A 12866-nucleotide genomic window follows, 5' to 3' on the forward strand; every position below is an offset into this window, starting at 1 on the left:
GGTGCGCCGTTCTTCCTGTGGATACTGCTGCGCAAACGCGGCGTCGTCGACCTGTGAGATGGGTTTCATGATTGAAGCGCGGGATGTTTCGGCGGCGATTGGCGGCAAACGCATTGTCGCCAATGTCGATTTCGACATGCGGCCCGGCGAAGTCGCGGCGATCGTCGGTCCCAACGGATCGGGCAAGACGACCTTCCTGAGGGCGTTGTCAGGCGATCTTGCCTATTCGGGCCGGATCGCCATCAACGGCCGTGATCTCTCGGCGATGAAGCCAGTCGAGGCCGCGACAGTGCGTGCCGTGCTGCCGCAGGCGACGACGCTGTCCTTCCCCTTCACGGTGCGCGAGATCGTCAGGCTCGGCCTGGTCGGCGGACGCTCCGGCGTGTTGCCCGGCGAGGACGAGCGGCTGCCCGAACGGGCATTGGCGCGCGTCGATCTCGACGGATTTGCCGGTCGTTTCTATCAGGAGCTTTCGGGCGGCGAGCAGCAGCGCGTGCAGCTTGCCCGCGTGCTCTGCCAGGTCTGGGCGCCGGTGCTCGACGGCAAGCCGCGCTATCTGTTCCTCGACGAGCCGGTTTCCAGCCTCGACATCAAGCATCAACTGATCATCATGAACATCGCCCGCGATTTTGCAAGAAGAGGCGGCGGCGTGGTCGCCATCCTGCACGACCTCAATTTGACGGCCATGTATGCCGACCGCATTTTCGTCATGCACCGCGGCAGGCTCGCCGCCACCGGCTCACCGCAGGATGTGCTGAGCGATGATCTGATCGAAAAAGTGTTCGACTGCCGGCTGAAGGTCGGTGCGCTGCCGCCGGGAAATATGCCGTTCGTGTTGCCGCAGTCGGCGGCTTAGCTCGGCCGGGACAGTTTTTCAGATTCGACCTTCGATAAGCAGGCAAAACCGCGCCGCCTTTCGACGGCGCGGTTTTTGTCAGATGGTCAACAAGCAGCCGAAAACCTTAGAAAAAGCCTTTTCGCTGCCACCAGCCGGCACGCTTCGGCTTTTCTTCAGTCTTGGCTTCGTCGGCGACGGTCGAGGAGACGACCGGCTCGACCGGAGCATCCACCGGCGCGGGCTTGCGCCGCGACAGGCGGGCCTTCGGCGTTTCATCGGAAGCCACCACCGCTATTTCTTCCGAAACGGGCGCAAGGGGTTCGGCCGGGGCTGCCAAGGGAACGTCCGCTACAGTTGCGGCGGCAGTTTCCGCAGCCGCCTTCTTGGGCTTGGCGACGCGGCGCGGCTTTTTCGGCTTCTCCGTGCTCGGCGCGTCGTCATTGGCTGGAGCGAGAACCGCAGGCTCTTCGACCGGTGTTGCTGCGACCGGTTCGATTGCTACAGGCTCGCTTTGCGGGGCGTCGGCCTCGGACGCGGTCGCTGCTTCGCCGGCGCTCGCGTCTTCGTCGTCTTCACGGCGATTGCGCTTGCCGCCGCGCTTGCCGCGCCGCCGCTTCTTGCCTTGGCCGTCATCAGAAGCGTCCTGGGCATCGATAACGCCGACCGGTGCTTCCTGACCTGCTTCGGCATGTTCATCGCCAGCATCTTCATCACTTGTCGCTTCGACGGCGTCAGCCGCCGGCATCGGGGCGGAAGCATCTTCCACCGGCGCGCCATGCTCGCGGTCGCGGTCCTTGCCGCCACGCCGTCTGCGGCGCTTGCGGCGCTTGCGATCGCGACCTTCGCCATCCTCGCCGGACCTTGGCTGCTGTGGCTGCTGGCCGTGGCGCGGCTGCTCCGCTTGCACGGGAGCCTCGTCCTCCTCCTCGATGACGATTTCGTCCTCGGGCTCTTCCGGCTCGACATAGGCGGGCAAGCTGCGCGCCTCGACGAAGCCCTCAGGCTTTTCGGCCAGCGCGCCGCGGAAGATCGCGTAATGCTGGGCGCCGACCGTGTCGTCGGCCTCGACGGTGATGGTCAGGCCGAAGCGGCTTTCGAGTTCGACCAGCGTGCCGCGCTTGTGATTGAGCACGTAGAGCGCGGTCGCCGCCGGCGTCCGCACCGTGATGTGGCTGCGCGAATCCTTGAGCAGGAATTCCTCGATCGCCCGCACCACCATCAGCGCCACGGACGAATCGGAGCGCACATGGCCGGTGCCGCCGCAATGCGGGCAGGGCTTCATCGTCGATTCCAGCACGCTGGCGCGGATGCGCTGGCGCGACATCTCCATCAGGCCGAAATGCGAGATGCGGCCGACCTGGATGCGGGCGCGATCGTTCTTGAGGTGATCCTTCAGCCGCTTCTCGACGGAGCGGTTGTTGCGGTTCTCCTCCATGTCGATGAAGTCGATGACGATCAGGCCGGCAAGATCGCGCAGCCTCAGTTGCCGCGCGACTTCCTCGGCCGCTTCCAGATTGGTGTGAAGCGCGGTGTCCTCGATCGAGTGCTCCTTGGTGGAACGGCCCGAATTGACGTCGATGGCGACCAGCGCTTCGGTCTGGTTGATGATGATGTAGCCGCCGCTCTTCAGCGTCACCTGCGGCTGCAGCATGCGGTCGAGCTGTGCCTCGATGCCATTGCGCACGAAGATCGGCGTCGTGTCGCGGAACGGCTGCACGACCTTGGCGTGGCTCGGCATCAGCATGCGCATGAAATCCTTGGCCTCGCGGTAGCCTTCGTCGCCGGAGACCAGGATCTCGTCGATGTCCTTGTTGTAGAGATCGCGCACAGAGCGCTTGATCAGGCTGCCTTCCTCATAGACCAGGGCAGGGGCAGTGGACTCCAGAGTCAGATTGCGGACGTTTTCCCAAAGCCGCATCAGATATTCGTAGTCGCGCTTGATCTCGGCCTTGGTGCGGCTTTCGCCGGCGGTGCGCAGGATAACGCCCATGCCTTGCGGCACTTCGAGATCGGCGACGACTTCCTTCAGCCGCTTGCGGTCCACCGCGCTGGTGATCTTGCGCGAAATGCCGCCGCCGCGCGCCGTGTTCGGCATCAGCACCGAATAGCGGCCGGCAAGCGATAGATAGGTGGTGAGTGCCGCGCCCTTGTTGCCGCGCTCTTCCTTGACGACCTGCACCAGCAGGATCTGCCGGCGCTTGATCACTTCCTGGATCTTGTACTGGCGGCGCACCGGCTTGCGGCGATTGCGCACTTCATCCAGCGCATCCTCGGCGCCGACCGATTCGACCTCATGGTCGTCCGAGTGTGAGGATTGCACCTCTTCCAGCAAACCGCGATCATTGTCGCTCGAGGTGGCTTCGCCCGCAGGCTCTGCCTGCAGCACGGCTTCGGAGATCACATCCGCTTCGATGCTGGCGGCAATGGAATTGGGCCCGCCTTCGGAAGCCTCGGTCTCAGCGTCAGCGCTATCCTCGCCACGGTCGGCAACGTCCTCGCCGTGATCCGCGCTATCGGCTGCGGAGTTATCATGTTCAGGTGCGGCGTCGACATTTTCCGCGACCGCATCCTCATGGCTCTCATTATGACCGCCGCTCTCATTGGAATCGGCAGAATCGGCCGTGCTTGCGTCGCGCTTGTGCTCGCCGCGATCGCGGCTCTTGCCGCCACGACGGCGGCCGCGCCGGCCGCGTTCGCGGCTCTGGCGGTCTTCGCCTTCGCCGTCCTCTTCGTCCTCGTCCTCAGCCTCCTGCGCTTCCGCGCGCAACAGCGCCTGACGGTCGGCGACCGGGATCTGGTAGTAGTCGGGGTGAATTTCACTGAAGGCGAGAAAACCGTGACGGTTGCCGCCATATTCGACAAAGGCTGCCTGAAGGGAGGGTTCGACGCGGGTTACGCGGGCGAGATAGATGTTTCCTTTGAGCTGCTTCTTGTCCTGGGATTCAAAGTCGAATTCTTCGATACGGTTACCGCGAACGACGACAACACGTGTTTCCTCCGGGTGGGAGGCGTCTATCAGCATTTTGTTGGGCATTATTTCGTTTCCCGCCGACAGCCGTCATCGCTTGCAGCTTGCGGGGCAAAGCCCTTCGCTGCGGGTGAACATGGGTGCCGGACATTTGAACGTCCGCCGGCCGCCGCTTGAGCGCCATGGAGGTGCCGCCCGCTGCCACAATGGCGCGGTTTGCTGCGGACCTTTCCATGATTGCGCTTGAAGCCATCGTAACCAGCGGATCCTTTTTGAACCAAAGCCCGGGAAATCCGGACCAGCTTGTTTGCTCGTACAGAGCCGGCGCGGAACAATCCCGGCCGTTTTCCTCACGCAGGCGCTTCCCCCGCCACGGGCTTACACCTGCGAAATTCGTCGCGATCACCTGATGCCTTTTCGCCTGAAGCGAAGGAGCCGCCTTTCGTCTGACCTGTAGCAGGAAGCTGCGGAAGAGGACGGTTCCAGGATTGCAGTGATCCACCATCGCTTTTATGATTTGGCGGGTTGGAAGGCAACCCCGATTTCCGATGCCGGCAAAAAGCAGTTCCGTTACGGCAGGTACAGGGTTTGGACCTTGCATGAAAAGGCTTGGTTAACCTTCTCTGGATACCAATCGTTAATCGAGTTCGCGGCTTGACCGGCACTTCGACAAGACGATCGCCTTCTGGCGCCAAACCTGAGCGACTGGAAAGAAATGGGACTGGCAGGTTTCACGGACAAGGGCAGGCGTGTCGGCGGCATTTTCTCCCGTGCCGCCTGCCTGCTGCTGTTGTTTGCCGTTTGTCTGGCTTTCCCGCCGGTTTCCTTTGCCGTCGAGACGCCGCTTCTTGCGACGAGCTACAAAATGGCCGGCGACGCCACCAAGATGCGCATCGTCGTCAATTTCGATCGCGAACCCGACGTCAAATGGTTCCTCCTGCGCGGCCCTAACCGCCTGGTCATCGATCTGCCAAGCACCCGATTCGCCATCAATGCCAAGGATGTGAAGGCGCGTGGCCTGGTCAGGCACGTGCGCTACGGCGATTTGGGCGAGGGCGCCTCGCGGCTGATCCTCACCGGCAAGGGCCCATTCGCCATAGACAGGCTCGACGTGCTCAAAAACGAGGACGGCAATGGCTACCGCATCGCCATAGACATGTCGGCGGCGTCCGCGCGCGAATTCGACGCCGCACTTTCCAATCAGGCGTTGACCACCGGTTCGACGGCTTCCGCCGACAAGGGCGGCCGGGTCGGTACCGGCCCGGTCTCCAATCCGGGCCATCGCTTCACCGTGGTCATCGATCCCGGTCATGGCGGCATCGACGGCGGCGCCGAGGGCCTGAACGGCACGATCGAGAAGAACGTCACGCTCGCCTTTGCCACCGAATTGCGCGACAAGCTTGCTGCGGTCGGCAAATACGACGTGTTCATGACACGAGAGAGCGACGTGTTCCTGCGGCTGGACGACCGCGTGCGCATTGCCCGCCAGCACGAGGCCGACCTGCTCATCTCGATCCACGCCGATACGATCAGCCTCAAGGGCATCCGTGGCGCGACCGTTTACACCGTCTCCGACAAGGCTTCCGACCCGCAAGCCCAGGCGCTTGCCGACCGTGAAAACCTCTCCGACCAGTTCGCCGGCATGGAGATCAAGGACGACAACAAGGAAGTGACCGATATCCTGATCGACCTGATTCGCCGCGAAACGCACAGTTTCTCGATGAGTTTCGCCCATACTCTGGTCGGCCAGCTTTCCAGCAGCGTCGGCCTCATCAACAATCCGCAGCGTTCGGCCGGCTTCAAGGTGCTGAAGGCGCCGGATGTGCCTTCCGTGCTGGTAGAACTCGGCTATCTCTCCAATGCCAAGGACGAGGCGCAATTGCTCAGCGCCGATTGGCGCGGCAAGGCGGCCCAGAGCATAACCAACGCCGTCGCGCTGTTTGCCTCAGCCAAGGCGGGGGCGGGAACCGGCGGCTGACATGCCAGCCATCGCCCACAACCAGGGGCAGCGTTGCACGGTGACAACACCCCGTGCCTTTATTGTCAGGTATTCGAAACCGAAATCCTGGCCTGCCGTATTTTACCCACATGATGGCGACATGGGTTTTCGAATGCGGATCGGGATCGTCTCGAAAGCTTGCGCGAAAGGCGGCTTCGTTTAGGAGATTCCCGAACCAAGGACTGGAGCGGGCATGATTCGTCTCATTGGCTATTTCTTCGGCATCGGCACGGCGCTGGCCCTTTTGGTCGCGGCGGGCGTGGCGATCTATATCAGCCATTTGTCGAAGGATCTGCCCGACTACGAGGTCCTGGCCAAGTATGAGCCGCCGGTGACGACCCGCATCCATGCGTCGGACGGCGCGCTAATGGCTGAATATGCGCGCGAACGGCGCTTGTATTTGCCGATCCAGGCAATACCGGACCGCGTCAAGGCGGCGTTCCTGTCGGCCGAGGACAAGAATTTCTACAACCACCCCGGCATCGATATGACCGGGCTTGGCCGCGCGGTCATTGTCAATCTGCAGAATTTCGGATCGGGCAGGCGCCAGGTTGGCGCCTCGACCATCACCCAGCAAGTGGCGAAGAATTTCCTGTTGACCTCGGATCAGACCTACGAGCGCAAGATCAAGGAGATGATCCTCGCCTTCCGCATCGAGCAGGCCTATTCGAAGGACCGGATCCTGGAGCTTTATCTTAACGAGATATTCTTCGGCTTCGGCGCCTATGGCGTCGCCGGCGCCGCGCTCACCTATTTCGACAAGTCGGTGAACGAGCTCAGCGTGGCGGAAGCAGCCTACCTGGCCTCCTTGCCGAAAGGCCCCAACAACTACCATCCCTTCAAGCATACCGACCGCGCGCTGGAGCGCCGCAACTGGGTCATCGACCAGATGGTCGAAAATGGCTACGTTACGCATGAAGAGGGCGAGAAGGCCAAGGCCGAACCGCTCGGCGTCACGCCACGCCGCACCGGCCCCTATCTGTTCGCCGGCGAATATTTCACCGAGGAGGTGCGCCGCCAGATCATCGCACGCTATGGCGAGAACGCGCTCTACGAGGGCGGCCTGTCCGTGCGCACGACGCTCGATCCGAAAATGCAGCTCATCGCGCGCAAGGCGATGCAGAACGGATTGCTTAAATACGATACGCTGCGCGGCTATCGCGGGCCGGTGAAGAACATCGATATCTCAGGCGACTGGGGTGTGCCTTTGAGCGGCGTCAAGGGGCTGGAGGATGTGCCCGAATGGTCGCTCGCCGTCGTGCTCGACAGTTCGGCAACCGGCCTGTCCATCGGCCTTAAGCCAACGCGGCAGGTCTCGGGCGACCTCGTCAAGGAGCGCATCGAGGGCACGGTGAGCCGCGAGGACATGAGCTTCGCCATGCGTCATGTGGTCAATGGCAAGACGGTCAAGGCAAGATCGCCGGCGGAGGTGCTGAAGCCGGGCGACGTCATCTTCGTGCAGAAGAACGAAGGTTCGGACAACGCCTACAGCCTGCGCCAGGTTCCTGAAGTGGAAGGCGGCATGGTTGCCATGGATCCGCATACCGGCCGCGTTCTGGCCATGGTCGGCGGGTTCTCCTACGCGCAGTCCGAGTTCAACCGCGCCACGCAGGCCATGCGACAGCCGGGCTCCTCGTTCAAGCCGATCGTCTATTCGGCCGCCCTCGACAACGGCTATACGCCGGCCTCGGTGATCATGGACGGGCCGATCACCATCCAGAGCGGCAATACGACCTGGACTCCGAAGAATTACGACGGAACGGCGGCGGGACCGGCGACCTTGCGGTCCGGCATCGAGAAGTCGCGCAATCTGATGACGGTGCGCCTCGCCAACGACATGGGCATGAAGCTGGTCGTGGAATATGCCGAGCGCTTCGGCGTCTATGACCATCTGGCGCCGTATCTGCCGATGGCGCTGGGTTCGGGCGAGACGACCGTGATGCGCATGGTGTCGGCCTATTCGATCATGGCCAATGGCGGCAAGTCGATCAAGCCGTCGCTGATCGACCGCATTCAGGACCGTTACGGCAAGACGGTGTTCAAGCAGGACGAACGCGGTTGCGAAAATTGCAATGCCGCCGAATGGCAGAACCAGCCCGAGCCGGAACTTGTCGATAATTCCGAGCAGGTGCTCGATCCGATGACCGCCTATCAGATCACTTCGATGATGGAGGGCGTCGTCCAGCGCGGCACCGGCGCCACCGTCGCCGAACTCGGCCGCCACATCGCCGGCAAGACCGGAACGACGAATGACGAGAAGGATGCCTGGTTCATCGGCTACACGCCCAATCTCGTCGTCGGCCTCTATATGGGCTACGACCAGCCGAAAGGTCTCGGCAAAGGCGCGACCGGCGGCGGCCTCGCCGCGCCGATCTTCAAGGACTTCATGCGCGTGGCGCTGGACGGCACGCCCAATGTCGACTTCCAGGTCCCCGAAGGTATGAAGCTGATCGCCATCAATCGCAAGACCGGCATGCGTGCCAGCGAGGGCGCAGCAGGCACCATTATCGAAGCCTTCAAGCCGGGCACCGGTCCCGCCGACAGCTACTGGGTGATCGGCATGGGCGCGGATGGATCCAACGCCTCTGGCGGGGCGCTGTCGCCGCAGGCCAACCAGGCCATCCAGTCTGGCGGCGGCGGCCTCTACTGACGGTCGGCCTGTTCGGTCGGCCCAGTCGGTCGGCTTGCCTGGTCCGCCGCGCAGATCCAGCCCGGCCTGACGCCGGATGGGCAAGGCGCGAATTCACCGGAGCGATTGCCTTGCCGGCTGGCCATTTGGCTTTACAGGCGGCGGTGCCGTGCCTATGTATCGCGCCGACCGGGAGTGGAAGCGCTCCGGGCACTATTTCCAAAACAGGACAAAAACTCAGCCATGCGCGCGGAAACGCAGAACATCGTCGACGAGATCAGGCAGGCGATAACCCTGCTGAGGAGGCATCTTTGACTGGGATCAGGCCATAAAGCGGCTTGAATACCTGAATGTGCGCGCCGAGGATTCCAGCCTATGGAACGAACCTCTGGAAGCGCAGAAGCTGATGCGAGAGCGCCAGGGCCTGGAGGAAGGCATCGCGGCGGTCAAAAGTCTCACCCAGGCGCTGGATGACAATGTCGGCCTGATCCAGCTTGGCGAGGAAGAGGGCGACGAGAGCGTCGTCGCCGAGGCTGAAGCTTCGATCCGCTCGATGCGCGGCGAAGCAAAGGCCCGCCAGATCGAGACGCTGCTTTCGGGCGAGGCGGACGCCAACGACACCTATCTCGAAATCCATGCCGGCGCCGGCGGCACGGAAAGCCAGGACTGGGCCTCGATGCTTCTGCGCATGTACACGCGCTGGGCCGAGCGGCGCCGCTTCAAGGTGGAGGTGCTGGAAGTGCATGACGGCGAAGAAGCCGGCATCAAGTCCGCCACGCTGCTGATCAAGGGCCACAACGCCTATGGCTGGCTGAAGACGGAATCCGGCGTCCACCGTCTCGTGCGCATTTCGCCCTATGACAGCAATGCGCGTCGCCACACGTCTTTCGCCAGTGTCTGGGTTTATCCCGTCATCGACGACACGATCGAGATCGACGTTTCCGAATCCGATGTCCGCATCGACACTTATCGCTCGTCCGGATCGGGCGGCCAGCACGTCAACACCACCGATTCGGCCGTCCGCATCACCCATCTGGCCACCGGCATCGCGGTTGCCTGCCAGGCCGAACGCTCCCAGCACAAGAACAAGGCGAAAGCCTGGGAGATGCTGCGCTCGCGGCTCTACGAGGAAGAGCTGAAAAAGCGCGAGGCGGTGGCCAATGCCACCGAAGCGTCGAAGAGCGATATCGGCTGGGGCCACCAGATCCGCTCCTACGTGCTGCAGCCCTATCAGTTGGTGAAGGATCTGCGTACCGGCGTCGAGAGCACAAGCCCGTCGAGCGTGCTGGATGGCGACCTCGACGATTTCATGGAAGCTTCGCTGTCGCAGCGCATCGAGGGCGGCGCCGGCGAAGTGGTGGCTGACATCGACTGACGGCCCACGGTGTGGCCGCGAAGGCCGCCCTGTCGTTGAGCAGGCCGGCTCGGTTCCAGATTTGGAGCCGAGTGTCGAAAACGACTTATAACAGAGTGTTCTAATATTTTATCGATCGTGCGCGATCCCTTCCGGAACCGTTTGCGGTTTTCGGAATTGATGCAGTCGGTTGTTGGGCTGAGTATCAGCAATTTCTTGCGCCAACCAAGGAATCAGCCCAGCATCCAGGGCTTGGGAGTAAAAGCATTTATGGCCGGACGCGGCATATCTGCGACCTGACGATCCGGCTACTGGGAAGACACGTTCCGGGCGGGGCAAGCGAAACGCTTGATAACTCGTTTGATAGGACTGCGCCCATGCCTGCTTCAATGATCCGATCGGCTTCAGCCGCACAAACGGCGGGCCGCCTCTTGCTTTCCTTGTTCACAACCGGGGCGATCGCGGTGCTGACGGCACCTGCGTTTGCACACGACGCCACGCCGACCGCGGCGAAGCCGCAAGGCTGGAGCTATCCATTCGCCTGCTGTGCGAACTATGATTGCCGCACGACGCATACGGGCGAAGTCCTGGAAAAACCCGAGGGCTATGTGATTGCCGGCACGGGCGAGGTTGTTCCCATGACCGACAAGCGCGTCAAGGACAGCCCGGATGGCGAGTTCCACTGGTGCGCTCATCAGGCTGGCCTCGACGCCGGCAAGACTATCTGCCTGTTCGTGCCGCCGCGCTCCTACTGAGCGTATCAGAGCGACGTGCGTCCACTTGGACGCACAAAATACGCTCTAATACTTTTGAATCTACGCATCGTGCTTTCCGAACCGAAGGTCAGCGCAGCAGAATGATTTCGATTTTCGGGCCGATGCGATAGGCGGATGTCCTCGGTGACGGGCTATTGACGCAGGGTTGTCAGGAAGGCTCGTCTATGGTGCCTTGTCGCCTCGGGTCCGGCGGACAAGGACAAGGGACTTTTTCATGGTCATCAAGGCAAGTTGCCACTGCAAGGCAACGACATTCGAGGTTTCGCAAGCACCGCAAACCGTAACCCAATGCACCTGTTCCTTCTGCTCGAAGCGTGGTTCGTTGTGGGCCTACTACACCCCTTCGCAATTCAAGCTCACCAGCCCGCTCGAGAATGTCTCGTTCTACAGGTGGGGATCGAAAACCGTAAAGCATGGTTTCTGCGCGACCTGCGGCTGCGGCACCTTCACCGAAACGCCGGACTGGTCGACCGGCAAGCCGGATTTCGACAATCCCAAGATCAGCGTGAATTCGCGCTTGTTTGACGATTTCGACCTCGACAAGGTCGAAGTCGTCGTCATCGACGGCAAGAATCTTTGGTAGCCGATCGCCCGACGCAGCGGCCGTGATTGAGCGGGAAAAGCCATGGTCAGCCGCTTTTCCCGTTCCGTTTTTCGCCGCATTTCATGTTACAACGACGCAGGAAGGGCTGATTTGGCGCGCCTTCGGCGCGACCGCGGTTTGGAGAGGGACTACCCGATGAAAAAGACTGTGCTCGTCGTTGTGGCGACGGCTGTACTCATGAGCGCCTGCACCACCACCGATCCGTATACTGGAGACCAGAAGATCTCCAACACCGCGGCCGGTGCCGGTCTCGGCGCGCTGGCCGGCGCCGGCGTCGGCCTGCTTGCCGGCGGCAATGATCGCCGCAACGCGCTGATCGGCGCCGGCATCGGTGCGCTGGCCGGCGGCGCCATCGGCGCTACCATGGACCAGAACGAGGCGGAACTGCGCCGGCAGCTTGAGGGTACCGGCGTCAGCGTCACCCGCACCGGCGACCAGATCATCCTCAACATGCCGTCCGACATCACCTTCAATGTCGACCAGGATGCCGTGAAGCCCGGCTTTTATGACGTCCTGAATTCGGTGGCGCTTGTGCTGAAGAAGTTCAAGCAGACCACGGTCGACGTATTCGGCCACACTGATTCGACCGGTAGCGCCGAGCACAATTTCGACCTGTCGCAGCGCCGCGCCTTGGCGGTCGCCAACTATCTGTCCGGGCAGGGCGTCGATCCCCGCCGCTTCGCCGTTACCGGCTTCGGCAAGACGCGTCCGGTCGCCTCAAATGCCACGGCCGAGGGCCGCGCACAAAACCGCCGCGTCGAGATCCAGCTTTCGCCGCTCACCTGAACAATACGGCACCAAATGCGAAAAACGGCCCCGTTTCGGGGCCGTTTTTGTGTCTATGAACGTTTGTGCTCCGCCGCCCAACGAAGAGCATTAGCTAGTTCTAACGAACTGCTTTCGCGCAACCGCGGAAAGGATTAGCATCGACGCTGTTCCAGAGGGGATGAGGCAGTAAAAATCGGCCGCGCAATCAGCATCTTTGACGCCTCGGTCTTGCACGGCCAGATCAGAAAATCTGGGAGGAATGCATGACAAGAACAACTCGCCTTGGGCGTTGCGGCGTCCTCGTTTTGACAGGTGTGATTGGTGCATGGCTTGGCATGGCCACGGCCCAGGCCGAGGACGCCAACAAGGCCGACATCGAAGCCTTGAAAAAATCGCTGGCCAAGTATGAAGATTACACGGCCGCCATACGCGACCTTTATCTGTCGACCGTCGGCTGCGTCCACTACAGCGGAGAAAAGATATCCGGCGCGATGGATTACCCGGAGGGCGCCATGGGCATCCATTTCGTCAACGTCCCCAGCGTCGGCCAGGAGCTCGACCCGATGCGCCCGAATGTGCTGATCTATGAGCCGACCGAGAAAGGCCTGCACTTGGTAGGCGTGGAATGGCTGGTGCCTCTGACTCCAGACACCAAGGAACCTCCGAAGCTCTTTGGCCAGGTCTTCCAGGGACCGATGGAGGGGCACTATCCCCTTATCCCGAAGGAGTTCGTCCACTACGATCTTCATGCGTGGCTGTTCAGGGACAACCCGAACGGCATGTTCAGCCCGACGAACCCGAACGTGAAATGCAGCGAGGCCGAGTTCCCGATGCTGGAGAAACCGACCAAGATGATGCCCGGACCGATGTGACGGCTACCCGGTTGCAGCGTGGCACGCGTTAGGGCGGTTCAACGATTTTGGCATCGCT

Annotated in this window: 9 protein-coding genes; 8 read left to right on the plus strand and 1 reads right to left on the minus strand. The window is 61.9% G+C overall.

Features of this window, described 5'->3' with window-relative positions:
* Window positions 1–67: 67 nt before the first annotated feature.
* Window positions 68–856: a heme ABC transporter ATP-binding protein gene (locus CN311_RS17045; RefSeq protein WP_097574924.1), complete on the plus strand. Its 789-nt coding sequence runs from the start codon at window positions 68–70 to the stop codon at window positions 854–856.
* Between the two features lie 106 nt (window positions 857–962).
* Here CN311_RS17045 and CN311_RS17050 read toward each other — a convergent pair whose 3' ends face one another.
* Window positions 963–3872, minus strand: coding sequence for a ribonuclease E/G (locus CN311_RS17050; RefSeq protein ID WP_097574925.1), 2910 nt, complete (start codon window positions 3870–3872; stop codon window positions 963–965).
* A 649-nt stretch (window positions 3873–4521) separates the two neighbouring features.
* On the opposite strand from CN311_RS17050, the gene CN311_RS17055 reads away from it, so the two are divergent.
* The 7 genes from CN311_RS17055 to CN311_RS17085 all read left to right on the plus strand — a co-directional run bounded on the left by CN311_RS17055 (window position 4522) and on the right by CN311_RS17085 (window position 12808).
* On the plus strand, window positions 4522–5784 hold the full coding sequence (locus tag CN311_RS17055) for an N-acetylmuramoyl-L-alanine amidase (protein WP_097574926.1): 1263 nt from the start codon (window positions 4522–4524) through the stop codon (window positions 5782–5784).
* Between the two features lie 214 nt (window positions 5785–5998).
* Entirely contained in the window at window positions 5999–8455 is a 2457-nt protein-coding gene (locus CN311_RS17060; RefSeq protein ID WP_097574927.1) for a penicillin-binding protein 1A, read from the plus strand.
* Between the two features lie 222 nt (window positions 8456–8677).
* Window positions 8678–9809 (plus strand): peptide chain release factor 2 gene (gene prfB / locus CN311_RS17065; protein ID WP_097574928.1). Its coding sequence is split into 2 segments (ribosomal slippage): window positions 8678–8743 and window positions 8745–9809, totalling 1131 coding nucleotides; the frame shifts between segments, so codons are not numbered across the junction.
* 356 nt (window positions 9810–10165) lie between these two features.
* On the plus strand, window positions 10166–10543 hold the full coding sequence (locus CN311_RS17070) for a hypothetical protein (RefSeq protein WP_097574929.1): 378 nt from the start codon (window positions 10166–10168) through the stop codon (window positions 10541–10543).
* A 235-nt stretch (window positions 10544–10778) separates the two neighbouring features.
* A complete protein-coding gene (locus tag CN311_RS17075) occupies window positions 10779–11147 on the plus strand; it encodes a GFA family protein (protein WP_097574930.1) in 369 nt (122 codons plus the stop codon).
* A gap of 156 nt (window positions 11148–11303) precedes the next feature.
* A complete protein-coding gene (locus CN311_RS17080; RefSeq protein WP_097574931.1) occupies window positions 11304–11954 on the plus strand; it encodes a YiaD family glycine zipper/OmpA-like lipoprotein in 651 nt (216 codons plus the stop codon).
* A gap of 245 nt (window positions 11955–12199) precedes the next feature.
* Window positions 12200–12808: a hypothetical protein gene (locus tag CN311_RS17085; protein ID WP_097574932.1), complete on the plus strand. Its 609-nt coding sequence runs from the start codon at window positions 12200–12202 to the stop codon at window positions 12806–12808.
* The last annotated feature ends 58 nt before the right edge of the window (window positions 12809–12866 follow it).

The organism is Mesorhizobium sanjuanii, from assembly GCF_002529485.1.
GTDB lineage: Bacteria > Pseudomonadota > Alphaproteobacteria > Rhizobiales > Rhizobiaceae > Mesorhizobium > Mesorhizobium sanjuanii.

What these genes read in the sequence shown, in the direction of transcription:
- CN311_RS17045 (WP_097574924.1), top strand. Translation starts at nt 68, where the DNA reads ATGATTGAAGCGCGGGATGTTTCGGCGGCGATTGGCGGCAAACGCATT.
- CN311_RS17050 (WP_097574925.1), bottom strand. Translation starts at nt 3,872, where the DNA reads ATGCCCAACAAAATGCTGATAGACGCCTCCCACCCGGAGGAAACACGT.
- CN311_RS17055 (WP_097574926.1), top strand. Translation starts at nt 4,522, where the DNA reads ATGGGACTGGCAGGTTTCACGGACAAGGGCAGGCGTGTCGGCGGCATT.
- CN311_RS17060 (WP_097574927.1), top strand. Translation starts at nt 5,999, where the DNA reads ATGATTCGTCTCATTGGCTATTTCTTCGGCATCGGCACGGCGCTGGCC.
- CN311_RS17070 (WP_097574929.1), top strand. Translation starts at nt 10,166, where the DNA reads ATGCCTGCTTCAATGATCCGATCGGCTTCAGCCGCACAAACGGCGGGC.
- CN311_RS17075 (WP_097574930.1), top strand. Translation starts at nt 10,779, where the DNA reads ATGGTCATCAAGGCAAGTTGCCACTGCAAGGCAACGACATTCGAGGTT.
- CN311_RS17080 (WP_097574931.1), top strand. Translation starts at nt 11,304, where the DNA reads ATGAAAAAGACTGTGCTCGTCGTTGTGGCGACGGCTGTACTCATGAGC.
- CN311_RS17085 (WP_097574932.1), top strand. Translation starts at nt 12,200, where the DNA reads ATGACAAGAACAACTCGCCTTGGGCGTTGCGGCGTCCTCGTTTTGACA.